We start from the raw sequence: 25,884 nt of genomic DNA on the forward strand, positions 1-25,884 counted from the left end.
GTTTTCCCGCACCAGACAATTTGCAGGGGCAAGACATAAGTCCCCTGAAGCCAGGAAGGCGCCCGCATCTTGCGACCAGACATCAAAGGAGATGATGTACGATGTACTCCGTATACCGAACCACCCCCCGTTTTGCCTTTACCGCCCTCGCACTGACCGCGACCCTGTCGTTACCGGCCATGGCCGATGATAGCGACCGGATTGACCAGTTGGAGCAGCGCCTGGATTCCATGCAGAAGCAGATGACCGAATCCAGTCTGGAAAAGGTCCGCCTGAATGGCTTTTTCAGCACCGGTTATACCCGTGCCAACAACGATGCCGGCTATGACGAGGCCACGGAAAAGTCCGACCTGGAAACTCTCAGCCTGTTCGGGCTGCAAAGCACCTTTGCCCTTGGCCGCAATACCGACGCGGTGCTTCAGCTCGTATCCCGTGGCAGCGATGACTGGGATACGGAACTGGAATGGGGCTACCTGCGCCACCAGTTCAGCAACGGTTCCGAACTGCGCGCCGGTAAGATGCGCCTGCCACTGTTCATGGAGTCCGAGACCCTGGAAATCGGCTACGGCCAACCCTGGGCACGCCCGCCTGAGGCCGTTTATGACCCGGTACCGGTTCGCAGCTACGTGGGCGCCGATGCAGCCTACACGCTGAACCTGTCAGGCTCCTCCATACAGGCACGCGCCTTTGCCGGGCATCTGGATGACGACGCCGACTCCCTGGGCCAGACCGTGAGCGTGGAGTTGCGCAACATTACCGGCCTGACCGCTAACTGGACCAACTACCTTTGGACTTTCCGAGGTGTCTACGCCCGGGCCGAAGCCACCATCGGCGGCACGCCACCGATTGGCGACGACGAGAAATCCGAGTTCATGGGGCTGGGCCTTTCCTACGACGACGGCAACTGGTTGCTGATGTCGGAACTGACCCGGATTGAGGTGGACGGCTTCTACCAGGACACCGACTCGGCTTATATCACCCTCGGCTATCGGGTAAAGGAAGTCACTCCGTATGTGACGGCCTCCTGGATCGAAAGCCAGGATAACTACGAGCGCGATGGCACCCCGCTTGAAGTTCTCGACGTGCGCCGTCAAGCCTACAGCCTGGGCTTCCGCTGGGACATGACCACCTCGGTTGCCCTGAAAGCGGACTGGACCCACGCCCGTGGCTTTGGCAAAACCACCGGTGGCCTGATCGGCAACCAGTTGGACGTTCTGGCCGGCAACCCGGGTGGCCGCTTCGACAGCACGGATGTTTACACCGTCCGGCTTGACGCCGCATTCTGATCAGGGAGGGACACCATGGCGATTCGACGCGCACCCGTGCACGCATTGCTTATCGCACTGTGCCTGTTTAGCAGCGCCCTGCATGCAGAGTTGGTGATTATCGGCCACCACGGTGGCCCGGATACCATCACTGTGCAGCAGGTAAAGGACATTTACCTGAACCGCAGTTCGCGAATGCCCGATGACCAGCGTGTTGTCGCGTTCCAGTTGCCAGCGGGCAACAGCATGCGGGATGAGTTCAACAAATTGGTCACCGAGCGCAATGACGCCTGGCTCAAGTCTTTCTGGTCGCGGCAGGTATTGACCGGGAAGGGACATCCGCCGAGGGAGGTATCCTCGGCGAACGGTATGAAGAGCGTGGTGTCATCCACCCTGGGCAGTATCGGCTATCTCGATTCCACCCTGGTGGATGACTCCGTTAAGGTGCTGTTGGCGCCGGAACCTTAAAAGCCTCGCGGAACGGTCTGGGCCTCGACGAATTCGAACAGGCCTTCCAGGCCACCTTCGCGGCCGATGCCGGACGCCTTCATACCACCGAACGGCGCCTCCGGCGTGGGGCCGGTGCCGGTGTTCCAGCCACAGTGGCCAAAGCGCAGCCCGGCGGCCACCCGCTGGGCGCGTTCCGCATCGGAGGTAAACACGTAGGACGCGAGGCCGAATTCGGTGTCGTTACCGGCTTCGACCACCTCTTCTTCAGTGCGGAAGCTGGCCATGGGCACCAACGGGCCGAAGGTTTCCTCACGGGAACAGCACATATCCCGGGTAACGCCGGAAATCACCGTCGGCGGGAAGAACAGGTGACCTTCTCCCAGGTCCGCTGGTTTCTTGCCGGCCACTAACTGCCCGCCCCGCTCAAGGGCGTCTTCCACGTGGCGCTTCACCTTGTCGAATCCGGCCTTGTTGATCAGGGGGCCAAGATCCACATCCTCTGTCAGCCCGTCACCAACGGTCATGCGGTTGACCCGCTCCGCCAGCTTCTTGCCGAACTCATCCACCACCTTCTCATGCACGAAGATCCGGTTGGCGCACACACAGGTTTGGCCGCCGCCACGGAACTTGTTGGCAATCAGGTTATCCGCTGCCGCATCCAGGTCGGCGTCGTCAAAGACGATGAACGGCGCATTGCCGCCCAGTTCCAGGGCCAGTTTCTTGACCTGGTCCGCGGTGTCCAGGATCAGCTTGCGTCCCACTTCGGTGGAGCCGGTGAAGCTGAGCATGGGCACGTCCGGGCTTTCGCACAGCACCTTGCCGATCACGCTGGCCTTGCCCATCACCAGGTTGACCATGCCGTCGGGCAGGTCGACGTGTTTGTCCATCAGCGCGAACAGCGCAATCATGGTCAGAGGCGTTTCGCTGGCCGGCTTGATCACCGAGGGGCAACCGGCTGCCAGGGCGGCGGACAGCTTCTTGGCGATCATGCCAATGGGGAAGTTCCAGGGCGTGATCAGGCCGGTAACACCAATCGGGCGGTAATGCACCGTCCAGGTACAGTCCTTCGGCTTCTCGGGAATGGTGTGGGCGTCAAGTGCCTGGATGTGCTTGGAACAGTAATCGAAGAAACCGGCAGCGTAGTCAACTTCACCCTGCGCTTCCTTCAAAGGCTTGCCATGTTCCATGCACAGGATGCGGCCCACTTCCTCTTTATTGGCCTTGAGCGCATCGCGGATATCTTCCAGCCATTTGCGCCGGGTTTCGATGGTGTAGGGACTGGTCAGGCGAAGCGCGCCCTTGCCCGCTTCAACCGCCGCCTTCACTTCGTCTTCAGACATCGATGCCACACTGGCAACCACCTTACCCGTCGCCGGGTTATAAACATCGAAGGTGTTACCGTCCGGCGATTCAGACCAGCGACCGCCGATGTAGCCAGTCAGCTTGGGAAGCAGTGGTGACTCGATCATCTCGGCTCCTTTTCACAATGTTTTCGGAATGTACAAATTGGAGTTTGCGTCAGTGTGATATGTCTCTCATAGTGGATGCAGAAACCGCCACTGTAAAGTCAGACCAAGGTGTTTTGACCAGCACCAGCGGGCGCCTATACTCGAAGAATGTCATTATCAGGAGGCAGGAACATGAAGGCGTTTTTTCATCCCTCGCAGGATCAGCATCTCCCAAAGACCTATTTTACCCGTGGCCAGATGCGTCAGCCCCAGGAAGTCCCCGATCGTACCGGGCAGATGCTGGAAGGGCTGAAAGCCATGGGGATTCCGGTGTTGCAGCCGGCGGACCAGGGTGCAGGGGCGATTTCAAAGGTCCACGACCTGGGCTATCTGCGCTTTCTGGAATCCGCACACCGCCGCTGGTCACAAATGGGGGACTGGGGCGACGAGGTGATTTCGAACATCTTCGTGCGCTCACCCAATGCCCTTAAAGGCATCCTCGCTGAAGCGGGCCGCTATCAGGCCGATGGCAGTTGCCCGATCGGCGCCAATACCTGGAACGCCGCCTACTGGTCAGCCCAGACCGCGCTCGGTGCCGCCGATGCCCTGATCGCCGGTGATCGCACATCCTACGCAGTCTGTCGTCCACCGGGACATCATGCCCGCAGAGATGCCGCTGGCGGTTTCTGTTACCTCAACAACGCCGCCATCGCCGCGGAACACATGAAAACCCGTTTTCCCCGTGTAGCAATACTGGACACCGACATGCACCACGGCCAGGGCATTCAGGAAATCTTCTACGACCGCAGTGATGTGCTCTACGTGTCCATCCATGGCGACCCCACCAATTTCTACCCGGTGGTCAGTGGCTATGAGGATGAGCGTGGAGAAGGCGACGGCTTCGGTTACAACATCAACCTGCCCATGCCCCACGGCTCGTCCGAAGAGGATTTTTTCCACAAGCTGGACGAGGCATTGGCTGCCATTCGTCTGTTCCAGCCGGATGCGCTGATACTCACGCTGGGATTCGACATCTACCACAACGACCCCCAGGCCAAGGTGTCGGTATCTTCCGAAGGATTCTGCCGCCTGGCCACCCATATCCGCCAGACCGGCCTGCCCACACTGGTTGTACAGGAAGGCGGTTACGACCTGGAAACCCTGAGCGAAAACGTACAGCAGTTTTTCAAGGGCCTGGAAGGTTAAACAAGGATTCAGCTTGCTGGGGCGTACACCTTGATATTGGTGTGCCCCTCGGCTTTCAGGTGGCAGGCGTGCATCCGGCTCATGGTGCCGCGGTCGCAATACAACAGGTACTGCCTGTCAGTTGGCAGGGAATTGATGCGCTCGTTCAGTTCGTAGAACGGAATCTCCATCACCCGGTTACTGGTCAGGCGCAAGGGTGACTGCTCTCCCTCTGAGGGATGGCGTACATCGATAATGACATCGCTCACTTCCGGCGTGTGTACCAATTCCACTTCTTCCGGGGTCTGTGTGGTTTCCAGCAGCCGGTTGACCGGGGTGTCCTGACGGCTTGCAATGGCCTGCTCCAGCACCCCAGCATCCATATTGGCCTCGTCTTCCTCTACCCGATGGAGCTTGGCGCGGGTTGCCGGCTTGCGGGAAATCACACCGCAGTATTCCGGCATGGTACGGGCAAAGGGCTCGGTGCCGATCTCCCGGGCGATATTGATAATGGTTTCCTTGTCCATGGAGACCAGCGGTCGCAGTACAACTTCGTCGCTGGCCCTGTCCACCACATTGAGGTTGGACAGGGTCTGGCTCGAGACCTGCGCCACGGCATCACCGGTCACCAGGCCAGCAGCATTGTTAATCAAGGCAATTTCAGAGGCCGCCTTCAGCATCTGGCGTTTGAGCACCACGCCCCAGTGACGATGGTTCACCGAGCGCATGATTTCCGCCACCACACCTTCGAAGGGCACGGAAATAAACTTGGCACCATGGGAGGCTCCGTAGCGATCCCAGATATAGTGGACCACCTGCCGCACGCCAATTTCATGGGCCGGTCCGCCAAGGTTAAAGAACAGAAAGTGGGAGCGAAGCCCACGACGCATCATCAGGTAGGCCGCCACCGAGGAATCGTAGCCACCGGAAACCAGGGTCATTACCGTCTCCACGGCCCCCAACGGATAACCGCCAGTACCCCGGTGCTTGCGGTGGGCAATGTGATAATGATCGTCATGAACCTCAATGCGCACCTCGACATCCGGTCGGCTCAGGTTCACGCCTTCCGGCTCCGACGCTTCAAACAGGGCGGAACCCACAAAGCGCTCCAGATCAATAGAACGAAACGAATGGCTGCCATGGCGGCGAACCCGCACCGCAAACGTCTTGCCACGGATACGTTCCGCGAAAGCCGCCACGGCCTGTTCGGCTACATCGTCCATGCTTACCCAGGGAAACACACCGATTTCCTGGATCGTGGATATCCCCGGAATGCGTTGCAGTTCGTCGATGACGGGACCAGCAAGGCTGCGGTCGTCGGGAACCTCCACGTCCACCCGGTCCCAGGAACCCTCGACATGGATATCGCTATCCAGGCGAGCCAGCAGCTTGCGGATATTCTGCCTGAGATGCCGCATCTGTTGCCGACGAACGGGTTTGCTCTTGATGGCCACTTCAGCCGCGGGGCGTATAAGGAGTTTCATAAATCAGACGTCTGCCGGGTAGCGTAATCACAGTAAAGCGCTTAGTGTAACGGTTTCACTGTATGCCTCAAAATCAGGCATTCCCGATATCCGTTATAATCAGAGAAAAAGGCATCACCCGAACACCCAAAAGGTGCCCGCAGAACATTCAGGAGCTTTCGCCATTCATGACCGAATCCACCATCAATGCCCTGGTTTCCCCCGAGGGCAGCCTGGAAATCCTCTCCAACTTTGAAGTCAACCGGCTCAAGGACAGAAGCGAAGGGGGGCTCTACCGGCTGTTCCGTCAATGCGCCCTGGCTGTGCTCAACACCGGCGTGGAAACCGACGACTGTAAAACCCTGATGGAAGCCCACGCGGATTTCGATGTCCGCCTGGTGCCACAGCCAAGAGGCCTCAAACTGGAACTGGTCAACGCACCCGCGCACGCCTTTGTGGACGGACAGATGTTGCGCGCCATCCGCGAACACCTGTTCTCGGTTTTGCGGGATATCATCTATTCCTATTCCATCCCCCAGTCCGCGGCGGGTTTGCGGCGGGACGACCCGGAAGGCATCACTAACCTGATTTTCCACATTCTCCGCAACGCCCGCGTGCTCCAGGCCGGGCGTCATCCGGACCTGGTGGTGTGCTGGGGCGGACATTCCATCAACGAGCGGGAATACCAGTACAGCAAGGAAGTGGGCCATCAGTTAGGCCTGCGGGGGCTGAGCATCTGTACCGGCTGTGGCCCCGGCGCCATGAAGGGCCCCATGAAGGGTGCAACTATCGGCCACGCCAAGCAGCGGGTGAAAAACGGCCGTTACATCGGCCTGACGGAACCGGGCATTATCGGTGCCGAAGCCCCCAACCCCATCGTTAACGAGCTGGTGATCATGCCGGACATCGAGAAGCGCCTGGAGGCTTTCGTCCGCACCGGCCACGGCGTGATTGTGTTCCCCGGTGGCGTGGGTACTGCCGAGGAAATCCTCTACCTGCTGGGCATTCTGTTGCATCCGGACAACGCCGACCTGCCCTTCCCGGTAGTGTTTACCGGCCAGCAGGAAAACGCTGAATACTTCGAGATGATTGACCAGTTCATCCGCAACGCGCTCGGTGATGAGGCCGCCAACAAGTACGAGATCATCATTGATGACCCGGACAAGGTCGCCCGCACCATGAAGCAGGGCATGAAGGACGTTGAAACCTTCCGCCGGGCCATGCAGGACGCCTATTATTTCAACTGGATGCTAAAGATTGATCCGGTATTCCAGATGCCGTTCGAGCCCACCCACAAGAGCATGAGGGCGCTGAAGTTACATCGCGACCAACCGGCCCACCTGATTGCCGCCAACCTGCGCAAGGCATTCAGCGGCATCGTTGCGGGTAACGTCAAGGAGAGCGGCATACGCCATGTACAGGCGAAAGGGCCGTTCGAAATCGCTGGCGATCCGGAACTGCTGGCACCCCTTGAAGCAATGCTGAAGGAATTTGTGGCCCAGGACCGGATGAAACTGCCCGGCTCAGGCGCCTACGAGCCCAGTTACCGAATCGTCAGCGGAGCGGTGCAAGCTGCTCCCTGAGGGTGACGGGGTTTATTCCCCGCCATCCGCCGGCAGGCTCGCATAATAGGCTGCAAGGTTGGCAATGTCCTCATCGCTGAGGCCTGCGGCCTGGCCCTGCATGATGGCTGCCTGGCCACCACTGCGCTGCTTGTTCTTGTAGGCCTTGAGCGCGGACACGAGGTATTGCTCGTTCTGCCCCGCCAGGTTGGGATAGCCCGGAATGACCGCAATGCCGTTCTTGCCATGACAGGCGGCACACACAGCTGCCTTGGCCTTGCCGGCCTCAACGTCGCCAGCAGCACTCGTGATGGCGGGAGCGGCTGTGCCCATTAGAAACAGGGCGGCTAAGGTGTGGTATTTCAGTCTCATTGGTTTTACCCTCTCATCGTTTTACAGCCCGACAGGAACCTGCCGGTGCGCAATCTGACCGAACTTATAGCACAGCAAAAACAAAGCTCAAATGCGATAAATCAATAGTCTGTACGTAACCGGTCATCGTTTACGTCACCTTAATTCGATGCGGAGAAGTCGACATGCCCATTCAGGTTCAGGAAATCGCGTGCAGGGAAGGCAACATCGGCCTGATCACCCTGGATTCCCCCACTACCCTGAACGCCCTCTCCGGGTCGATGATCACCGAAACCCAGGCAATACTGGACGAGTGGGCCGATGCCGACCACATCAGCCTGGTGATCTTCCGGGGCACCGGTGACCGTGCGTTCTGTGCGGGGGGCAATATCCGCGAACTGTATGGCGCCCTGTCCGGTGACGGCGACCCCGATGCCCCCGCCGGTTTCTTTGCCAACGAGTATCGCCTGGACTACACCATCCACTGTTTTCCCAAGCCGGTGATCGCCATTGGCCATGGCGTGGTGATGGGCGGAGGGCTTGGCATCCTATCGGCCTGCCGCTACCGCCTCGTCACCCCGAACGTGATAATGGCCATGCCGGAAATCACCATCGGCCTGTTTCCCGACGTGGGTGCCAGTTGGTTCCTCAACCGCCTGCCGGGCCGTATCGGGCTTTTCATGGGCCTCACCGGAGCACGCCTCAACGTCTCTGACGCGTTGCGAGTTGGGCTGGCTGACATGGCCATCCTGCCGGACCAGGTGGACTCGTTGATTGATCGGCTGAGGGAGGAGCGCTGGAGTGGCGAGTCGGCTGCCGACGACAGCCGTCTGTTCCGGCTGGTCAACCAGCTTGAGCACCCGGACTATAGGGCACTGCCAGCCAGTGAGCTGGCCCGGCATGAACAGGACATTGCCAGGCTCGGCGCCGGCGATGAATTACCGGTCATTGTGGAAAACCTTTTGGAGGCAGACGTTGACAGCGACTGGTGGCGCGGCTGCATGGCCAATCTTCGCGGTGGCTGTCCGGTGACTGCCTGGCTGGTCTGGACCCAGTTGAAGAAAGCCCAGCAAATGTCACTGAAGGACGTTTTCAGGATGGAGCTGACCATGGCGGCCCGGTGCACCAGGCGACCGGATTTGCGGGAGGGCATCAGGGCGAGGCTGATCGACAAGGATCAATCCCCCACATGGTCCTTCCCGACCGTCAGGGATGTGCCCGAGAGCATCGTTGATGAGCACTTTGAGCCGGAACTGGACGACAGCAACGACCCCATGGGCCTGCAGTAAACAGGTTGAAGGCCCGAATTCAGAGTTCGGCGCCGGCCTGGATCAGCAACATCTCGATATCGCGGTTGTTGCTGGCACGGGCCAAGTCCAGCGCAGTCTCGCCGTTATTGCCCTGATAATTAACATCGGCACCGGCAGCCAGCAGCATCTCCGCGGTCAGCAGATCCCCGCCATCAACAATGTGCATCAGCAGTGACCGCCCACCCTGGCTTACGTTCACATTCGCTCCGGCAGCCAGCAGCACTTTCACCACCGATAGATGACCATTACGTGCCGCCCGGATCACCGGTGTGGTGCCTTCACTGTCCGATGCGTTCACACTCGCCCCTGCGGACAACAACAGCTGAACAATGCGCCGATGGCCCTCGCCAGAAGCAATCATCAACGGCGTAATTCCGCTTGCGGGAGCGCGATCCGGCGCCGTACCCTCACTGAGGAGATACCAGACAATACGATCCTCGCCCGCCCTCACGGCCGCCGCAAGTGGCGTGCCTTCCTCGGTCAGTGTGTTCAGTGACGCCCCCGAGGCGGCAAGCGACTCAACCCGATCAAGATCGCCATCGCTGACTGCCGCCATCAGCGGCGTATCAGCCACCGAGGATTGCCGCTGTTCCAGATTGGAGGGATCTCCGCCGGTAGCACAGGCAGTTACCAGCGTACTTGTGATCAGGGCAAACAGGAGTCTAGGAAGGATGGTGCCGGTTCCCTGGGCCATGGTGATTCTGTCTCTGTTGATTCATTTTTGCCCGTATTCTGGTCAGTAACCGGCCCGAATTAAATCGAGCTGTTCACAAGTCGGGCCGGTTTTGCAGAATATAACGAACCACCAAGCGCAAGGTGGCCTCACCCTGCTCCCGGCCCTGGCACTCGCCTACCACCTGCAAACCGCGCCACGACCAGCCCTGGAGCACTGCCCTTGCCCACAGGGAGCGGGAATCTGTTGCCAACACCAGGTTGACCACCTCCGGCTGAGTGGACAGCTTTCCCAGCACCGGCAACGCCAGGTCAAAGCCTCGGTAGCCGTTGGCAAAACTGTGCAGATCCCGGCGGTCGTCCTCGTTGATGAAACCGACGGGTGGCAGACTGCTGGTCAATGCCAGTATCAGGCCCGGCTCCACATCGGGCCAGTTCCGTGGCAGCAGGGTGAGCCAGTGTTCGGCCAGCCTGCTGCGCAGGTGATACGCCAGCGCCTTGCCATCGGCAGACACTCCCAAGAGCATTTGCACCGGATACTCGCCACTGCTCGCTTCTCGTTTCATGCCCAGGCGCACGGGCTCCAACCCACAACGCTGCCAAAAGCTCACCAAGCCGGTGTTTCCACCAAAACTGGTGCCGATGCCGTCCAATCCCTGTTGTTGGGCATGTTCCTGTGCCGCAGCCACCAGTTTCTTCCCCAACCCCCGACCGCGTTCGGGCGCGTTCACGGCAATCCGCACTACCCGCAAAATACGCTGGCTCGCCGCCTCGGCAAACCCGCTGTGGGTGGCCAGCGACTGGGGCAACAGATGCCCCCGCAAACGGCGCTTACCCAGCATGATCTGTTCTGCAAGCGCCCCGTCCAGGCCACCCTCCACGGTCGCCCAGAGCACGCCGGCCAGCACGCCATCACAGGTCAGGCGCCAGCTCACGGCAGCGGGGTCATCCATCCATTGGCGCAGGTCGCCGGGAGAGGTCCGGTAGTGGGCATCCACCAGCAGGCCAAAGGCGTCGTTCAGTTCCTCATCCCCGGCCGTGGCAGGGTCCCAGGGTTCAACCAATAGGCCGGAACTATCACCGCTCCCGGAAGGCGCCTCCGCATCCAGCAGAAACATCCGCCGGGTCAACGGTTCCAGGGGGTCAGACGCCGCCCACCGGATTGGCGCCGTGAGCGATGCATTGCGCCAGTGCGGCGTTTCAGAATCCAACACCGAACGAAACCGGATGGCAAAGCCCCGCCCCGAGCCCTCATAACCATGCACCGTGGTGGAGAAAATCACCCTAGGCCAACCCAGCAATACCTGCTTCAACACGTCTGCCGGAATGGCGGCTGCTTCATCCACCATCACCACCTCTGCTTCCGGCTTCTCAGTGAGCAACCGATCAAGGGGGCAAAACCGCAACAGGCCATGATCGCCCACCACCACATCGTCCGTGCCCATCTCCGAGTCGGAAACCTGCCCCGCAGCCATACGGGCATGATGAAAAAGCGTCTTCACCGCCGCTGGCTCCGGGGCCGTCACCACCACCCGTTGCCGTCCCTCTTCCAGCAGCCGAACCGCCGCCATACCCAACGCCGCCGACTTGCCCCGGCCTCGATCAGCAGTCACCACCAGTGGCCGCCGACGCCTCCCCAGCCCGGTTCTGACCACATCTTCCACAAGCGCACTCTGATCTTCCGTAGCGCCGACCTGAAATGCCTCTGGTGGAGAAACAACTTTCGGTAAGTCCGGCTGCGGATTTAGCGCCGGATTGATACGGATAGCGTCCGGGTCACTGTCCACAATGCGAGCCAGACGAGCAGAAAACGGATGCTCTACAGCACCGTCCAGCCCGGTACGCCGGTAATCCGGATCCGCAAAACCGCCCCATTTGTCCAACGGCGGCATCAACCAGAAAAACAACCCACCGGCGGAAAGTGTCCCCGACAACGCCGCAAAACTGTCTGGCGGATTCCCCTGCCAACCATCCCAAACCACACAGGCCAACTCCTGACCCAGCCAACGGCGTCCTTCGACCGGTTTAATTGGTTTCAACGAAGATTCCGGCTGATCCTCAACCGGCCCGGTCCAGACGCCCGGGGTAATCGACAATGCAGGCAGGAGTGAACGAAGCCACGCCAGAGACGCGTCACGATCACCCTCCACAACGATCAGGCGCCGATGCCCTGCTGCCCGCAAGTCACTTTGCAGCTTCGACCAGCGGCTCAGATCAGGGGCTTCCTTCCCGGACCGATCCACGATGGGCTCAGCTCAGATCCATGGAATGGCGCTTGAGGTCTTCCAGCTTCGAATACTTCAGCGCCGAACGATGCGTGGCCCGAAGTTTTACCCGGGGCGCACAATCCGCTTCAAATGCCTCCTGCCACCGGGATGCACAAAGACACCACGAATCCCCTTCTTTCAGGCCGGGAAAACCAAATTCTGGCCGAGGGGTACTGAGGTCATTGCCTTTGGCGGCGGAATACTCCAGAAAGTCATCCGTAACGACCGCGCATACCACGTGCGCTGCCAGGTCATCCGGTCCGGTGTTACAACACCCATCACGATAAAATCCGGTTTCCGGATCAGTACCACATACTTCCAATTTTTCACCAAGCACGTTCACCGGTTCAGCGGTTGTAGCCATAAAATCATTCTCCTAATTCAGAGTGAGGGTTTGGATGGTCTCTTCCAAAACTGTGCGGAGCCATGGATGGCGGAGCCCAAGCGCCACAGGGATGTGCTTGAGCGTGTTTTGGAAGAGACCGTCCAAACCCTCCTGCACCCAATAAGCGATTAACTCCAGATACCATGCACAAAAGTAACAGGATTATGCGGCACCAGTATCAGCACTACCAGCAGCCCGGTACAATACACGCCATGCAACCTCCACCCCAAAACCTCGAAACGACCACGCTACCGGATTACCTCACCGACGAGCAGCGGGCCATCATCACCGCAGGCTTTGAGCATGTGGTGATTACGGCCGTGGCCGGCAGTGGTAAAACCTCAACACTGGCCTGGCGCATCCGCTACCTTTTGGAACAGGGGCACGACCCGAACCGGATGCTGGTACTGATGTTCAACCGCAGCGCAAGGGTGGATTTCGAGCGTAAACTACAGGAAACAACCCGCAATCTCGGCCTTGCGACACCCGAAATTCGCACCTACCACGCCATGGGCCTGCGGCTGTACAAACGGTTTGTACGGGAAGGCTTCCTGCCTGGGTTTTCGGACAAAATCCTGACCGACCAGGAAATCAGCTACCAGGCCTGGCAACTCACCCGCCGGCTGGCGCCGGAAGACCTGGCGGATGAAATCCGCCGCAACAAGAAAGACTTCGTGGAAACCGCCGTCAACTTCATCGATCTGGTGAAAACCACCCTGTCGCCGGTGGACATCGTTTTCGAGGAACTCGGTTACTCCGACAAGCACCGTTACCTGATCGATTTGTTCCACAGTTTCGAGCAATGGCGCAAATCCCAGAGCCGGATCAGCTACGCCGACATGCTCTACGAACCGGTGATGGCCATCCACCAGAACCCGCCGCTGCAACGGTTAGTGGGCAACAAGATGGACCTGGTGCTGGTGGACGAGTATCAGGACACCAACGAGATACAGCACCTGCTGCTGCGATACGTCGCCGGAGAGCGCGCAAGGGTTACCGTGGTCGGCGATCCGGACCAGACCATCTATGAGTTCCGGGGGGCCAAGCCCGACTTTATCCTCAAGCGCTTCAGCGAGGAATTCGAAAGCCCGCTGGAACAGACCCTGAGCTACACCTTTCGCTACGGTCACCAGGTGGCCCTGCTGGCCAACCACCTGATCTGTCACAACACCGGGCGCAAGGACGTGCTGTGTCACTCCCACCCGTCCACACCACAAACGGCGATCACCCTGCACCAGCAGGAAAACGACAGCGAGATCGTCCTCAAGCTGCTCCAGCCCATGGACGAAGCAGCCCTTGGCAACACCGCCATCCTGTTCCGGGTATGGAGCCAGAGCGTGCCCATTGAATTGAAACTGCTGGCGCGGCAGGTGCCCTATCGCATAGACGCTGGCAAGGGTGCCCTGTTCAGCCGTGAGGTTCAGGCCATCACCAGCCTGTTGATGGTGGTATCCGGGCGTATCAGCAACCTGCCCGACGACGACCGACTCGAGGTTGCCCGGCAATTGCTGCGCTTCCCCCATGTGGGCCTGAAGGAGCCGGAGCTGGAACAACTCGCCCGCTTCCTGGCCGGCTTTGGCGATGGTTGGCATGAACGGCTGCTGGCCATGGACTTCGACGCCCTGGCTCCCATGGCCGCCAAAAAACTCCGCAAACTGGGAGAGATACTGGCACAACTGCGCAACTTCAGGGGCTCGGTGGCGGAGCTGATCACTCGCTACGCCGACGAAACCGAGCTCTACGAGGGGATCCGCAGCCTGGCACTGACCCATGAAACCGCAGACGAACGCATCGAGACAGTCCGTGGCTTCAGGCTGTACCTGGCAGGGCTGGATGTCAGCATCGAAGGTGCGCTTGAGCACCTGAAGGCCCTGAAAAAACAGGCAGGTGAGAACCGCCGGGGCGGTGCCCTGCTATCCACCATACACCGCACCAAGGGGCTGGAGTGGCCCACCGTTATCCTGCCAGGGCTACAGGAAAAGTACCTGCCCTACAGCCCCCGTGCACAGGACGACCCCAAGGCTTTCCTGGAGAGCGAACGCCGTTTGCTTTACGTGGCCATGACCCGCACCCGGGAACAGCTTCACCTGATTACCCGCCCCTTCGGCGAAAAACGGCACCTGGACGGTGACCAGGGGCCGAGCCGGTTCGTCGATGAGCTGTGTTTTCCACTCTCGCGGGAGTTCGGCCAGTGGCTGGACAAGCGCGAGACCGGCACGGACAACACATTAACCACGACCGCGCCGCTAACGCCCACCAGCCTTCGCTATGCCAAACGGCAGGGCATCACACTCAACGGTAGTGCCGAAGCGACAACGGAACAGTCGGCGCCGTTATGGGCCATGGGCCGGCTCAGCCACGCGATCTTCGGATCCGGTTCGGTGACGGGAGAGGACGACAGCTCCTTCGAGGTTGCGTTCGACAATGGCGAAACACTCAATTTCAGCAAAAAAAGCGCCCACTTGTATTTCACCCCCCTGTCATCAAGGGCCTGAGTACAATTGCGGACGTAACACTGAGTCTCTTTTTTTGTTTTTTTGAATCCTCTGACTTAAATTTCACGTAAGTACGCAGCAACATTGCTTTATGAGAAAGTACGCGTTGAGTTTTTTAATAATGATAATCGAACAGGAGGTTCTGCATGAACATCATACGCCCACTGGCCATTGCGGCCTTGACGACATCCCTTGCAACACCCGCACTTGCCGAACGCGAGCAAACCATTTACCTGAACCCGTTTGCCGGCTTTCAGCTGTTTGACGACAAGCGTGACCTGAGTGAAACCGGTACTCTGGGCATCGGCGCCGAGTTCCGTTTCCATCCCAACTGGGCCGTTGAAGGGGTTTATTCCAAGGCCGATGCTGACCGCAAGTACGTAAGCGGCAGTAGCGACTTCAATGAATATCGCCTGGACGGCATCTACTACTTCGCCGGGCAGGACCAGGCCTGGAACCCGTACGTGTCGGCTGGCGCCGGTCACGCTGACTTCGGCGACGATGTCCTGAGTTACCAGACCGCCGGCTCCAACCATGAAGAGACCCGGGTCAACGTAGGGGCAGGTTTCCGCTACAACGTCAGTGACAGCGTGTCCATCCGCGCTGAATTGCGTGAGTTCCACGGCCTTGATGAAAGCACTTTTGACACCCAGGCGTCCCTGGGCCTGAGCTTTGCCTTCAACCGTACCGTCTCTGAATCAAAGCCCGAGCCCCGCGAGCCAACGGATGCCGACAATGACGGCGTGCCCGACAATCGTGATCAGTGCCCGGGCACAGCGGCCGGTGTCAGTGTCGACAGCAACGGCTGTGAGCGGGACAACGACGGTGACGGCGTTGCCAACAGAATGGACCAATGCCCCAATACACCTGCGGGTGCCAGCGTAAACAACCGTGGATGTGAACTGGACAGCGACAACGATGGCGTGGTCAACAGTGCGGACCAGTGCCATGGCACCACTGCAGGAGCAGACGTTGACGCCACTGGTTGCGAAGGAGTATCAGAAACCGTTGAAACCATCGAACTGAATGTGCAGTTCCCGACCAACAGTTCAGTCATCGGCGACGCCTTCGACAATGAGATTCGCCGTGTCGCCAACTTCATGCTCGAATACCCGGAAACCACCGTGGAAATCGCCGGTCACAGTGACAGCATTGGCGAGGCGGAATACAACCGCTTCCTGTCCCAGCGCCGCGCTGAAGCCGTTGCCACCCGCCTGACCGATGCGCTGGGCATCAGCGCGGATCGTGTGAGCGCGGTCGGTTACGGTGAGTCCCAACCGGTTGCCAGCAATGACACTGCGGCAGGCCGTGCGGAGAATCGTCGGGTCGAAGCCCGCATCCAGGTTCGCCGCTAACCATAGCGTTGAGCAGAAAACCGAAATGCCCCGGACTCCGTTCCGGGGCATTTTTCGTTTGGGGGCTGGACGCTCCTACCGTTCAGTAAGCGGCGTCTTCCACGTAATAGTTTTCAGCGTTTTCTTCGGTGATCAATTCGGCATCCAGCACAATGCGCGCGGGCACATGGTGGTACATATCACCCAGGTTCTCGCCACGTACTCCGGTATTGGCCAGGGCGATGGCCGAGGCCACCATGGATGGCGGATAAGTGACAGTGGCCTGTACCACCTCATGCTCATCCTTGATCATGCCGATCACATCTTTCGAACCGCCACCGCCGACAACCAGCTTGATGTCGTCACGGCCGGCTTCCTCGATGGCCTGCATGACGGCCTTCAGCACGTCGTCGTCACCGGCCCAGACAGCATCCACGTCGCGGTGCTTGCGCAGCAGGTTTTCCATGACGCGCAAGGCCTTTTGCGGTGACCAGTCCGAAGGCTGCGAGTCGAGGATCTTGATATCCGGGTGTTTCGCCATGACTTCGTTAAAGGCATTGACCCGCTGGGCGTTGATAGGAATCGGCATGCCTTCGATGACGATAACGTTACCACTTCCATCCATCTTCTCGGCCATGAACCTGGCGGCCTCGCGTCCCATACCCGCGTTATCACCGGCGATGAAGACATTCTGCGCCGGGGTTTCCAGCTCCCGGTCAACGACCACGGTGTAAATGCCGCTGTCGTAGGCCTCGGAAATGACCTGCTGCAGGGTGGCCGGGTTGTGGGGCAGGATGACCAGTGCGTCGATCTGCTTGACCATCAGGTCCTCCACATCCGCCACCTGCTTGGTGCCGGAGTTGGCCGCGACCACGAAGAATTCGGTATCCGGGTACTTCTTGGCCAGGTCGTCGGCGGCCTTCTGTGCCCACCAGAGCAGGCCGGCGGTCCAGCCATGGTCAGCGGCCGGTACGCTGACGCCGATGCGGTAGTCCGCCTGGCTGGCGGCAAAGGGCGCCAATACCAAAGCCCCGACGAGCAGGGCGCCTTTGATCAGTCGTTTGAGTCTCATAATGATGATCCCTTCTGTTTTGTTGTTGTAACCGGCATACAGCATGCCGTTGCGATCAAATGGCTTGCGCCATGGTTTTCAGCCGCCAGCGCTACGGGCTAACGGCTTTGTTTGTACTGCATCAGCACCGCCACCAGGATGACGCCGCCTTTAACGAGCCCCTGCAGGTACGGGGAGACCCCCAACATATTGAGCATGTTGTTGATCACACCCAGGATCAGAGCACCCAGTACCGTGCCCCAGATCGAGCCGCGCCCACCAGAAAGGGCCGTGCCGCCAATGACCACGGCGGCAATGGCATCCAGCTCGTAGAACACCCCGGCATCGCTGGGGCTGATGGAATTCAGGCGCGAAGCCAGCATGATCGACGAGATCCCTACGCAGGCCCCGGCAATTACAAAAGTGGTGAGAATGATCCGCTGCACCCGGATGCCTGAATAGCGGGCCACCTGCGCGTTGGAACCCACAGCGCACAGGTGGCGGCCGAAAGCCGTGTGCGCCAGCAGGATATGGGCAAGCACGGCGATGATCAGGAACGTCCAGACCGGAATCGGCAGGCCCAGCAGATAGCCGCCACCGATTTCCGGGAACAGGGAGTTGGTCGAGACCATTTCGCCGGCATCGGAGAAATACAGCGCCAGCGAGCGGTAGATCGACATAGTGGCCAGGGTGGCAATAAAAGGGGTAATCCGGCCCCAGGTGACCAGTGCGCCATTGACCAGCCCGAACAGTGCACCGCTCAGTACCGCCATGGCCAGGCCGATGATGACACCCTGCACCGGGTCGGCGAACTGGTTGATGATGTACACCAACACCACACCCACCAGAGCAACCATCGAGCCTACCGACAGGTCGATGCCTGCGGCAATGATCACGAAGGTAACGCCAATGGCGATGATGCCGGTGTAGGACACCTGGCGGGCGATGTTGGTCAGGTTGCGCAGGTCGAGAAAGTATTCGCTGGCGAGTGACGAAATCACCAGCAGCACGACCAACGCGATCAGCGGCGCCAGGATACTGAAATCAAGACCGCTGCTGCGGAGGCGGTCGGAGAGCCGGGCTCCGGCGAGTCTGGCCTGGTTCATGGAGTTATTCCTTGTTGTTCTGTCGTTCCGGCGGCGGTCTCCCGCGCGCCGGCCGCGTATAGCATGATGTCTTCTTCGTTGATCTGGTCACCCGTCAGTTGTGCGGCGATGCGCCCCTCGCGCACCACCAGCACCGGATCACACAGGCCGATAATTTCTTCCAACTCCGACGAAATCACGATCACCGCCTTGCCCTGCTCGGCCAGGCCGCGGATCAGGTAATAGATCTCGCGCTTGGTGTTGACGTCGATGCCACGGGTGGGCTCGTCCAGGATCAGGATGTCCGGGTCGATATCCAGCAGCTTGGCCAGGTACACCTTCTGCTGGTTGCCACCACTGAGCAGGCCGACAGGGGTCTCCAGGCTGGCAGCCTTGATGGCCAGTTTTGACTGGAACTCCCGGGCCTGGCGGCGCTCCCTGGAGCGGCTGATCAGCCCGGCGGTGTACTTCCTGAGGCTAAGCAGGGTGATGTTCTCAGTCAGGCTGAAATTCATCACCAGGCCCTTGCCCTGCCGGTCTTCCGACAGGTAGGCCAAGCCCGCCGCGTGGGCATCGCTGGGCGAGCGAATGACCGGCTCCTTGCCGTTGATGACGAGTTTCTCTTTGGTATGGCGGCGCAGACCCATCAGCGCCTCGGCGATTTCCGTGCGGCCCGAGCCCACCAGTCCGGATAATCCCAGCACCTGGCCGTGGTGGAGTTTCAGGCTGACGTCCCGGACCAGGCCAGGAATGTTCAGGTTTTTCAGTTCCAGAGCCACGGAGGTAGGATGGTCCTGTTTCTCCGGGAAGGTCTGGGACAGTTCACGCCCAACCATCTTGCGGGCCATATCGTCCTCGTTCACATCGGCCACATCACAGAGATCCACCTGCTCGCCGTCCCGCAGGATCAACAGGCGCTGGCAGAGGTTCTTCACCTCCTTGAGCTTGTGGGAGATGAACAGCACGGCAACGCCGCGCGCCTGCATGGCGCGAACCACATCGAACAGCACCGTTACTTCGCGATCTGTGAGCACGGTAGTGGGCTCGTCCAGGATCACCACCCGGGCGTCGTTCACCAGCACCCGCGCCACTTCCACCATCTGCTTCTCCGCGACACTGAGTTCGCTGATGGTGGCATCGGGATTGAGAGTGACCTTGAGCGACTTGAGCACCCGGGCGGTTTCCGCGCGCATGGTGGCCTTGTCCAGCAGCCCCCTGCGGCGGCGTTCCTGGCCCAGGAAAACGTTCTCGTACACCTTGAGCGTGGGCACCAGGTTGAATTCCTGAGGGATCATGGCGATGCCCTTGTGCCGGGACAGGATCGGGTCCAGCTGTTTGAAGGCTTCGCCCTGGATCTCGATGGTGCCGCTGGTAGGCGTGTAGACCCCGCTGATGAGTTTGAGCAGCGTGGACTTGCCGGCGCCGTTCTCGCCCAGGATGCCCAGCACTTCACCGGGCTGGATATCCAGGGAGATGTTCTTCAACACGCTGACCGGCCCGAACGACTTGCACAGGTTGTGGGTGCGGATAATCGGGTCAGTCATCGCTGCGCCTCCCCGATCGACGCTCCTTGCCCACCGCTGGTGGTACCGCGGCCCAGGCGCCATCGGCCTGACTGGAGCGTAGCACGGCGCTGATAAAGTGCAGGCCATCCACACCGGTGCTGGCATCAGGAAGCCAACTCACGGAACCGCCGTCGAGTGCGTCGGCCAGGGCCTGATAAAGATTGGCAAAAGCCTCGATGTAACCTTCCGGATGGCCGCCCGGAATGCGCACGCTGCGGCCGATGTCATCGTCCAGCCAGTCATCGCGCCGGGTGATGCGTTGGCGGGGTGCGTTGAGTGGCGCAAACCAGAGCTCGTTGGGATTTTCCTGGGCCCATTCCAGCGAGGCCCGGTCACCGACCACGCGAATACGCAGCCCGTTCTCGAACCCGGGGGCGCACTGACTGGCCCAGAGCATGCCCTTGGCGCCGGAGGTATAGCGCAACAGGGCGTGAACGTTGTCATCAAGCTGGCGGCCTTTGACCATCGCGCTCAGGTCGGCGCTGACGGAGTCCAGGGTCAGGCAGGAAATAAAGGCTGAGAGCTGGTAGGCGTGGGTGCCGATATCCCCCAGGCAACCCGCGGCGCCGGCCCGTGCGGGGTCCAGCCGCCAGTCCGCCTGCTTGTTATCCGGCCCCGGGGTTTCGGCCAGCCATTCCTGCACATACTCCACGTTAACCATGCGCAGCTGGCCCAGGTCACCGCGTTTGACCATCTTCCGGGCGTGCTGGACCAGGGGGTAGCCCACGTAGGGATGGGTGAGCAGGAATTGCACCTGTTTCTGTTGGGCCAGGTCAGCCAGGGTTTCCGCTTCGTCTGCGGTGAGCGTCATCGGCTTTTCGCAGATCACGTGCAGGCCCGCCTCCAGGCAGGCTCTGGCCGCCTCGAAGTGCAGGTGATTGGGCGTGACGATGGCCACCGCCTGGACACCATCTTCGCGGCCGGATTCGCCGGCAATCAACGCCAATACATCATCGTAGCAACGTGTCGGGTCAACCCTGAGTTCTTCGGCTGAGGCACGATTGACCTCTGGCCGGGCACTGAACACACCGGCGACCAGCTCGTAGCGGTCATCCAGCCGTGCAGCGTAGCGATGAACACCGCCGATAAAGGCGCCCTGGCCGCCGCCAATCATACCCAGCCGAATGCGGTTTGTGATTGTCATGGTTACACCACTCTCAGTCTTTCAGGCCCAGCAACCGCCTGTTGCCCGCGTCGTCCACACCGGCATCGGCGAAATCGTCGAAGGCGCGGTCGGTGACACGGATGATGTGTTCATTCACGAAGCGCGCACCCTCTGCGGCACCCTGCTCGGGGTGTTTCATGGCGCATTCCCACTCGATCACCGCCCAGCCGTCAAAATCGTATTGCGTCAGCCGGGAGAAAATGCCCTTGAAGTCCACCTGGCCGTCGCCGAGGGAGCGGAAGCGGCCGGCTCGCTCAATCCAGGATTCATAGCCGCCGTACACGCCCTGCAGGGCGGTGGGGTTAAATTCGGCATCCTTGACATGGAACATGCGAATGCGGTCGTGGAAATGGTCGATAAAGGCCAGATAGTCGAGTTGCTGCAGCAGGAAGTGGGACGGGTCGTAGAGGATGCAGCTGCGGGGATGGTGGTTTGTAGCTTTGAGGAAACGCTCGAAGGTAGCGCCGTCATGCAGGTCCTCGCCGGGATGGATCTCGTAGCACAGATCAATGCCGGCCTCGTCATACACCTCAAGGATCGGCAGCCAGCGCTTGGCCAGCTCTTCGAACCCGGCTTCCACCAGGCCTGCCGGGCGTTGCGGCCAGGGATAGAGAAACGGCCAGAGCAGTGCACCGGAGAAGGTTGCGACCGCCTTGAGCCCAAGATTTTTGCTCGCCCTGGCGGCCAGCTTTACCTGGTCCACTGCCCAGGCCTGGCGGGCCTCGGGGTTGCCATGCAGGTGCGGTGGTGCAAAACCGTCGAAGACATCGTCATAGACCGGATGCACCGCAACCAGTTGGCCCTGCAAGTGAGTAGACAGTTCGGTAATGACCAGGCCGTGCTTGCTCAGCATGTCCTGAATGGACCGGCAATAGTCCAGGTCTTCTGCGGCGCGCTTGAGGTCGAACAGTCGCTCGTCCCAGGTGGGGATCTGAACGCCCTTGAAACCAAGCTTCGAGGCCCATTCGGCCAGTGTTGGCAGTGAATCGAAGGGCGCTTCGTCGCTGACGTACTGTGCCAGGAAGAGTCCTGGCCCCTGTATGGTTTTCATGAAGATTTGCCTTGCTTGTTTTTGTTTGTAATCGATTACATTTAAGCAGCCATAAAAACGCGCGTCAAGCTCGATTATTCAGCAATACTGATAGGCCATTAATCGTATAAAAGTGCCAATTAGAGGGGTTCTGCAACCAGCAGCTGAGATTAGGCTTAGATTTATGTAAAGCATTACATTATTATCATTAACCTGCACCATTCACCGTTGAGACCGGGGCACGTGAAGACTGTGGTACCATCGCGAAACTCGCACAGAAGAAGTCATTCGATGCCGACGATCAAAGACGTTGCCCGGGCGGCGAATTGCTCTACTGCAACCGTATCCCGTGCGCTGGCCAGCCCCGAAAAAGTGTCCGACGCTACCCGTCATCGTGTCGCCCAGGCGGTGGCCAAGGTCGGTTATTCACTCAATGCCGCGGCACGAAACCTGCGACGCAGTGAATCAAGAACCATCGTCGTTATCCTGCCAAATATTGCCAATCCCTTCTTCTCTGACGTGATCAGCGGCCTGGAATCCGTCGCCCATCAGGCGGGCTATCAAGTTCTGCTGGGCGATGCGGGAAACAATCCCGATCGCGTTGCGTCGTATTTCAACCTGGTGCCTTCCAACCAGGCAGACGGCATTATTCTGCTGTCCACTGAAGTGCCAATGGCTCTGGTGAGGGAGCGCCAGGCCGATGCCGGTTTTCCTCTGGTCATGGCCTGCGAGTACTTCGACAACCTGTCGCTGCCAACCATTCATATTGATAACGAACAGGCAGCCCATAAGGCCACCGAATACCTTGTCGCCCTGGGGCACCAGCGCATTGCCACCATCACGGGCCCGGCCCGAAACCCGATTTGCAAGGACCGCCTCAGGGGCTACCGCCATGGGCTGGCAGATGCAGGGCTGAACATTCAGGACGACTGGATTGTGGAGGGAGACTTCACCTTCCACTCGGGGTATGAGCAAGGCCGCATCCTGCTGCAGCAAGACAAAAAACGCCCGACGGCGATTTTTTGCCAGAACGATGAAATGGCCATCGGTGTACTGAAAGCGGCGCGGGATGCCGGTGTTGTTGTGCCAGAGCAGCTGTCGGTGATTGGTTTCGATGATATCGGCTTCAGCCAGTACTGCGAGCCGGAACTGACCACCGTACATCAGCCCCGTGAGGCCATTGGCCGCACCGCCATGCGGCTATTGCTGGACATCCTGAAACAGCGCAATGTGCCGCTCGACCAGTCACTCAAGACCCAGCTTATTGTGCGCAGCAGCACGGCACGGGCACCCCGGGACTGACTTATGCTCACCTCCGTGGCCCGCCTCCGGTTTTTGCTGATCCTTGTGATGGCCTTCCCCGCCCTGGGCTGGGCACAGATCTATCGCTGCGAAGCCGGCAATGGGACCCGTTTCTCTGACCAGCCCTGTGGCGAGGATTCCGAGGAGATCACCGTTCGGGATAACCGGATTGGCGGCAGCTTCGGCCAGAACCTGCCACCACAGCAAAGCTCCGAGGCGCCCAACATTGAAGAGGATGAGCCTGAACCGGAACAGGCCGAAGGCACCTGCCGCTTCATCAACTCCACCGATCTGAGACGGTATCTGGTGCGGGAACAGGTGGTGAAAGGCATGACCAAGGAACACGTACTGAAAGCCTTTGGCCGCCCGCCGGAAACCTACCCCACACCACAGGAAACCTGGGTGTACCAGACAAAATACTACGGTGCCCTTTACGAACTGACCTACGTGTATTTCCGCGACGGCTGTGTGGAAAAAGTGTTGTATCGCAAGCCCTGAGCGTTTAACCGTTTCTCAGCGGGTATCGGCTCGCTTCACAGCGTCGATCAGCAGGTTGCGGGGTGTGAGCTGCCGCTCACAAAAAGTGCCCAACCGAACCTCATAGCCCTGCTCTCCCAGGAATAGCGCGTAATCCAGCACCAGCCAGAGCTCCAGTGGCCGCCGAAACAGATGGCGCACAAGCTCATGGCGGCGCACTTCCTGCCACCGTTGTTCGCCATGGGCCCGCCAGTGGCCAAAGTCGGTTTCCACAGGCAAATCCAGGCCTTTCTTCCCGGCCGCCCAGTGACAGAAGCCGGCAAAATCCCCATTCATCAGGCCAGGCGGGTGCGACGGTACCGGCAGGTAGGTATCCACACCCCTCAGCTGACGCTGCAGGCCGTCAAAGCCCAGGCGCCAGCGGCTGATCTGGTGGGTTTGCTGCCGCACCCTTTCCGGCGCAGTGACCGTTTCCTGCACCGCCAGCCGCAGATCGTTCCGGGCCAGTTCCAGCGCGTTGCTACAACTCCCGGCCCTTTGAGAGAGAGGCCAGTAGTCCGGCGTTTCCGTGAGATGGTAACAACAGGGTGAGAAGCTCAGCCGCGGAAGGCCATCGTCAGCCACCCGACGCACCAACCGGCGATGGAGATCACCACAGGCATGCAGGGCAACGCCATGGGCGGCCCGGGGCATAACCAACCCTTCCGCCATCACATCCTGGCAGTGCAAAGTGACCGAATCCCCGAACTTTGCCGCCAGGCGGTTACCGTCTTCCACCAGAGCCCGGTTCCACTCGAACCCAGTCACCTTACCGTCACACAGCGGCGCCAGGGTTCGAGCCAGGTGACCTTTGCCACAACACCAGTCCAGTACATCGTGTTCCAGTGGCCGGATGGCGGAAGCAAACGCGCCGGATTGCAGGCGCTTGCGGCCCGGCATGTCGGTGGCTCGTGTTTCAGGCAGCGTGTTCGGCTGTGCAGGGTCGCCGGTCAACGCCGGCACACGGGTCAGATCGTCAAACGCTTCGAGTGAAGGCAGCTCCCGGGCCGCCATTCTGGCAAGCTTGCCGGGGTCATCATCCAGTTGTTCGCAGTCATTATCTGAGAGATTCGCCACCCGCTCCGCCAGCGCCGGCCACTTGCGGGTCCAGGCTGGAGCGGGCTCGGTGAACGGGGCCGGCTGCCACAATTCCCGATGCGCCACCAGCCAATCGTTCAGTTGCTGCCAGTGGCGATAAAAACAGGCGTCCGGGTCGTGTAAACTTGCCGGCGGAGGTAACGTCATGCAACTGGCCTTTGTACTTGTTGAACCGAAGGTTCCCGAAAACGTGGGAGCAGCCGCCCGCGCACTCTGTACCATGGGCTTCGCGGAGTTATGGCTGGTCAATTCGGACCTGCACACCCGCCCGGAGGCCCACTGGCTGGCCCATGGCAGCGATCATATCCTGGACAATGCGCGCATTTTCCCTGATCTGGCAGCGGTAAGAAACTCCGTAGACCTGCTGATGGCCACATCCGCCAAACCCCGCCACAACCGGCAGGACTGGCACGAGCCGGCGCAACTGCGGGAGGTTATCACCAGCAAGGGTGCCTCGGTGGCCACAGCGGCCCTGGTGTTCGGCCGCGAAGACCGGGGCCTGTCCAACGACGAGTTGGCACTGTGCGATCTGCTGACGGGCTTTCCCATGGCGGTGTCCTACCCATCGCTGAACCTGTCCCAGGCCGTCATGCTTTATGCCTGGGAGTTGTCCGAATTGGCCTCTAAGGCTGTAACACAACCCGAGCAAGCCCTCCCGGCCGTCCAACTCGGTGCCTTACGCCAGCGCCTGGAACACCTTCTGCCCCGGATAGATACTCCGGCGGACGGTAAGCTGTCTCAATGGGTGTTTGAACGGTTGCCCCTGCTCACGGAGCGGGACGTCGGCTTTGTGCATACTCTCTGTGGGAATATCGAGCGGTGCCTTGGGAAACCTTCTGATTCTGAGTAATAGGCAACTGCGAACTACGGGAGCCGTTCCGGTGG

At 59.9% G+C, this 25,884-nt stretch carries 22 protein-coding genes; 10 read left to right on the forward strand and 12 right to left on the reverse strand.

Going from position 1 to position 25,884, the window contains the following annotated elements; translation table 11 throughout:
• Positions 1-101: 101 nt before the first annotated feature.
• Together NLU14_RS20375 and NLU14_RS20380 are read left to right on the forward strand one after the other, a co-directional pair.
• Positions 102-1,286: a porin family protein gene (locus NLU14_RS20375; protein WP_275710055.1), complete on the forward strand. Its 1,185-nt coding sequence runs from the start codon at positions 102-104 to the stop codon at positions 1,284-1,286.
• A 15-nt stretch (positions 1,287-1,301) separates the two neighbouring features.
• Entirely contained in the window at positions 1,302-1,733 is a 432-nt protein-coding gene (locus NLU14_RS20380) for a phosphate ABC transporter substrate-binding protein (RefSeq protein WP_275710057.1), read from the forward strand.
• On the opposite strand, the gene NLU14_RS20385 is transcribed toward NLU14_RS20380, so the two are convergent.
• Positions 1,730-3,184 (reverse strand): NAD-dependent succinate-semialdehyde dehydrogenase, encoded by a 1,455-nt coding sequence (locus tag NLU14_RS20385; RefSeq protein WP_275710059.1) that lies wholly within the window; start codon positions 3,182-3,184, stop codon positions 1,730-1,732. The two genes, NLU14_RS20380 and NLU14_RS20385, sit on opposite strands and share 4 nt — an antisense overlap.
• A 171-nt stretch (positions 3,185-3,355) precedes the next feature.
• On the opposite strand from NLU14_RS20385, the gene NLU14_RS20390 reads away from it, so the two are divergent.
• Positions 3,356-4,369: a histone deacetylase family protein gene (locus tag NLU14_RS20390; RefSeq protein WP_275710060.1), complete on the forward strand. Its 1,014-nt coding sequence runs from the start codon at positions 3,356-3,358 to the stop codon at positions 4,367-4,369.
• A gap of 8 nt (positions 4,370-4,377) precedes the next feature.
• Here NLU14_RS20390 and thiI read toward each other — a convergent pair whose 3' ends face one another.
• Positions 4,378-5,832, reverse strand: coding sequence for a tRNA uracil 4-sulfurtransferase ThiI (thiI, locus tag NLU14_RS20395; RefSeq protein WP_275710062.1), 1,455 nt, complete (start codon positions 5,830-5,832; stop codon positions 4,378-4,380).
• Positions 5,833-5,999: 167 nt separating this feature from the next.
• Here thiI and ppnN point away from each other — a divergent pair, with 167 nt between their 5' ends.
• Positions 6,000-7,394: a nucleotide 5'-monophosphate nucleosidase PpnN gene (gene ppnN, locus NLU14_RS20400; protein WP_275710064.1), complete on the forward strand. Its 1,395-nt coding sequence runs from the start codon at positions 6,000-6,002 to the stop codon at positions 7,392-7,394.
• Between the two features lie 12 nt (positions 7,395-7,406).
• Here ppnN and NLU14_RS20405 read toward each other — a convergent pair whose 3' ends face one another.
• Entirely contained in the window at positions 7,407-7,706 is a 300-nt protein-coding gene (locus NLU14_RS20405; RefSeq protein ID WP_420845088.1) for a c-type cytochrome, read from the reverse strand.
• A gap of 203 nt (positions 7,707-7,909) precedes the next feature.
• Here NLU14_RS20405 and NLU14_RS20410 point away from each other — a divergent pair, with 203 nt between their 5' ends.
• On the forward strand, positions 7,910-9,013 hold the full coding sequence (locus NLU14_RS20410; protein ID WP_275710068.1) for an enoyl-CoA hydratase/isomerase family protein: 1,104 nt from the start codon (positions 7,910-7,912) through the stop codon (positions 9,011-9,013).
• Positions 9,014-9,032: 19 nt separating this feature from the next.
• Here the strand turns inward: NLU14_RS20410 and NLU14_RS20415 are convergent, their stop codons facing one another.
• From NLU14_RS20415 to NLU14_RS20425, 3 genes are all read right to left on the reverse strand, one after another.
• Positions 9,033-9,728, reverse strand: a complete 696-nt coding sequence (locus NLU14_RS20415) for an ankyrin repeat domain-containing protein (protein ID WP_275710070.1) — start codon at positions 9,726-9,728, stop codon at positions 9,033-9,035.
• Positions 9,729-9,801: 73 nt separating this feature from the next.
• The gene (locus tag NLU14_RS20420; protein ID WP_275710072.1) at positions 9,802-11,949 is read right to left on the reverse strand and encodes a tRNA(Met) cytidine acetyltransferase TmcA; all 2,148 of its coding nucleotides are present in this window, start codon (positions 11,947-11,949) and stop codon (positions 9,802-9,804) included.
• A 7-nt stretch (positions 11,950-11,956) separates the two neighbouring features.
• Positions 11,957-12,337: a DUF2237 family protein gene (locus tag NLU14_RS20425; RefSeq protein ID WP_275710073.1), complete on the reverse strand. Its 381-nt coding sequence runs from the start codon at positions 12,335-12,337 to the stop codon at positions 11,957-11,959.
• Between the two features lie 185 nt (positions 12,338-12,522).
• Here NLU14_RS20425 and NLU14_RS20430 point away from each other — a divergent pair, with 185 nt between their 5' ends.
• Together NLU14_RS20430 and NLU14_RS20435 are read left to right on the forward strand one after the other, a co-directional pair.
• Positions 12,523-14,853 carry an ATP-dependent helicase gene (locus NLU14_RS20430; protein ID WP_420845087.1) on the forward strand — a complete coding sequence of 777 codons (2,331 nt, stop codon included), beginning with the start codon at positions 12,523-12,525 and terminating at the stop codon, positions 14,851-14,853.
• Positions 14,854-14,999: 146 nt separating this feature from the next.
• On the forward strand, positions 15,000-16,208 hold the full coding sequence (locus NLU14_RS20435; RefSeq protein WP_275710077.1) for an OmpA family protein: 1,209 nt from the start codon (positions 15,000-15,002) through the stop codon (positions 16,206-16,208).
• Between the two features lie 82 nt (positions 16,209-16,290).
• Here NLU14_RS20435 and NLU14_RS20440 read toward each other — a convergent pair whose 3' ends face one another.
• The 5 genes from NLU14_RS20440 to NLU14_RS20460 all read right to left on the reverse strand — a co-directional run bounded on the left by NLU14_RS20440 (position 16,291) and on the right by NLU14_RS20460 (position 22,104).
• Positions 16,291-17,259 (reverse strand): substrate-binding domain-containing protein, encoded by a 969-nt coding sequence (locus NLU14_RS20440; RefSeq protein WP_275710079.1) that lies wholly within the window; start codon positions 17,257-17,259, stop codon positions 16,291-16,293.
• Between the two features lie 98 nt (positions 17,260-17,357).
• Positions 17,358-18,344, reverse strand: coding sequence for an ABC transporter permease (locus tag NLU14_RS20445; protein WP_275710081.1), 987 nt, complete (start codon positions 18,342-18,344; stop codon positions 17,358-17,360).
• Positions 18,341-19,867: a sugar ABC transporter ATP-binding protein gene (locus NLU14_RS20450; protein ID WP_275710083.1), complete on the reverse strand. Its 1,527-nt coding sequence runs from the start codon at positions 19,865-19,867 to the stop codon at positions 18,341-18,343. Before NLU14_RS20450 ends, NLU14_RS20445 begins: the two co-directional genes overlap by 4 nt.
• The gene (locus NLU14_RS20455) at positions 19,860-21,032 is read right to left on the reverse strand and encodes a Gfo/Idh/MocA family protein (protein WP_275710085.1); all 1,173 of its coding nucleotides are present in this window, start codon (positions 21,030-21,032) and stop codon (positions 19,860-19,862) included. Before NLU14_RS20455 ends, NLU14_RS20450 begins: the two co-directional genes overlap by 8 nt.
• A gap of 13 nt (positions 21,033-21,045) precedes the next feature.
• Positions 21,046-22,104, reverse strand: a complete 1,059-nt coding sequence (locus NLU14_RS20460; RefSeq protein WP_275710087.1) for a sugar phosphate isomerase/epimerase family protein — start codon at positions 22,102-22,104, stop codon at positions 21,046-21,048.
• 270 nt (positions 22,105-22,374) lie between these two features.
• Between NLU14_RS20460 and NLU14_RS20465 the strand changes: the two genes are divergently transcribed.
• Positions 22,375-23,385 (forward strand): LacI family DNA-binding transcriptional regulator, encoded by a 1,011-nt coding sequence (locus NLU14_RS20465; RefSeq protein WP_275710089.1) that lies wholly within the window; start codon positions 22,375-22,377, stop codon positions 23,383-23,385.
• Positions 23,386-23,388: 3 nt separating this feature from the next.
• Complete coding sequence (locus tag NLU14_RS20470) at positions 23,389-23,883, forward strand: DUF4124 domain-containing protein (RefSeq protein ID WP_275710091.1); 495 nt, start codon at positions 23,389-23,391, stop codon at positions 23,881-23,883.
• A gap of 15 nt (positions 23,884-23,898) precedes the next feature.
• On the opposite strand, the gene NLU14_RS20475 is transcribed toward NLU14_RS20470, so the two are convergent.
• Positions 23,899-25,146: a methyltransferase gene (locus tag NLU14_RS20475; protein WP_275710093.1), complete on the reverse strand. Its 1,248-nt coding sequence runs from the start codon at positions 25,144-25,146 to the stop codon at positions 23,899-23,901.
• On the opposite strand from NLU14_RS20475, the gene NLU14_RS20480 reads away from it, so the two are divergent.
• Complete coding sequence (locus NLU14_RS20480) at positions 25,145-25,849, forward strand: tRNA/rRNA methyltransferase (RefSeq protein WP_275710094.1); 705 nt, start codon at positions 25,145-25,147, stop codon at positions 25,847-25,849. The two genes, NLU14_RS20475 and NLU14_RS20480, sit on opposite strands and share 2 nt — an antisense overlap.
• The last annotated feature ends 35 nt before the right edge of the window (positions 25,850-25,884 follow it).

The organism is Marinobacter iranensis, from assembly GCF_029207565.1.
GTDB lineage: Bacteria > Pseudomonadota > Gammaproteobacteria > Pseudomonadales > Oleiphilaceae > Marinobacter > Marinobacter iranensis.

Coding starts and splice junctions, on each gene's coding strand:
- NLU14_RS20480 (WP_275710094.1), top strand. CDS start 25,145: ATGCAACTGGCCTTTGTACTTGTTGAACCGAAGGTTCCCGAAAACGTG.
- NLU14_RS20435 (WP_275710077.1), top strand. CDS start 15,000: ATGAACATCATACGCCCACTGGCCATTGCGGCCTTGACGACATCCCTT.
- NLU14_RS20450 (WP_275710083.1), bottom strand. CDS start 19,867: ATGACTGACCCGATTATCCGCACCCACAACCTGTGCAAGTCGTTCGGG.
- ppnN (WP_275710064.1), top strand. CDS start 6,000: ATGACCGAATCCACCATCAATGCCCTGGTTTCCCCCGAGGGCAGCCTG.
- NLU14_RS20375 (WP_275710055.1), top strand. CDS start 102: ATGTACTCCGTATACCGAACCACCCCCCGTTTTGCCTTTACCGCCCTC.
- NLU14_RS20455 (WP_275710085.1), bottom strand. CDS start 21,032: ATGACAATCACAAACCGCATTCGGCTGGGTATGATTGGCGGCGGCCAG.
- thiI (WP_275710062.1), bottom strand. CDS start 5,832: ATGAAACTCCTTATACGCCCCGCGGCTGAAGTGGCCATCAAGAGCAAA.
- NLU14_RS20475 (WP_275710093.1), bottom strand. CDS start 25,146: ATGACGTTACCTCCGCCGGCAAGTTTACACGACCCGGACGCCTGTTTT.
- NLU14_RS20405 (WP_420845088.1), bottom strand. CDS start 7,706: ATGGGCACAGCCGCTCCCGCCATCACGAGTGCTGCTGGCGACGTTGAG.
- NLU14_RS20470 (WP_275710091.1), top strand. CDS start 23,389: ATGCTCACCTCCGTGGCCCGCCTCCGGTTTTTGCTGATCCTTGTGATG.
- NLU14_RS20380 (WP_275710057.1), top strand. CDS start 1,302: ATGGCGATTCGACGCGCACCCGTGCACGCATTGCTTATCGCACTGTGC.
- NLU14_RS20465 (WP_275710089.1), top strand. CDS start 22,375: ATGCCGACGATCAAAGACGTTGCCCGGGCGGCGAATTGCTCTACTGCA.
- NLU14_RS20440 (WP_275710079.1), bottom strand. CDS start 17,259: ATGAGACTCAAACGACTGATCAAAGGCGCCCTGCTCGTCGGGGCTTTG.
- NLU14_RS20445 (WP_275710081.1), bottom strand. CDS start 18,344: ATGAACCAGGCCAGACTCGCCGGAGCCCGGCTCTCCGACCGCCTCCGC.
- NLU14_RS20390 (WP_275710060.1), top strand. CDS start 3,356: ATGAAGGCGTTTTTTCATCCCTCGCAGGATCAGCATCTCCCAAAGACC.
- NLU14_RS20410 (WP_275710068.1), top strand. CDS start 7,910: ATGCCCATTCAGGTTCAGGAAATCGCGTGCAGGGAAGGCAACATCGGC.
- NLU14_RS20425 (WP_275710073.1), bottom strand. CDS start 12,337: ATGGCTACAACCGCTGAACCGGTGAACGTGCTTGGTGAAAAATTGGAA.
- NLU14_RS20460 (WP_275710087.1), bottom strand. CDS start 22,104: ATGAAAACCATACAGGGGCCAGGACTCTTCCTGGCACAGTACGTCAGC.
- NLU14_RS20385 (WP_275710059.1), bottom strand. CDS start 3,184: ATGATCGAGTCACCACTGCTTCCCAAGCTGACTGGCTACATCGGCGGT.
- NLU14_RS20430 (WP_420845087.1), top strand. CDS start 12,523: ATGCGGCACCAGTATCAGCACTACCAGCAGCCCGGTACAATACACGCC.
- NLU14_RS20415 (WP_275710070.1), bottom strand. CDS start 9,728: ATGGCCCAGGGAACCGGCACCATCCTTCCTAGACTCCTGTTTGCCCTG.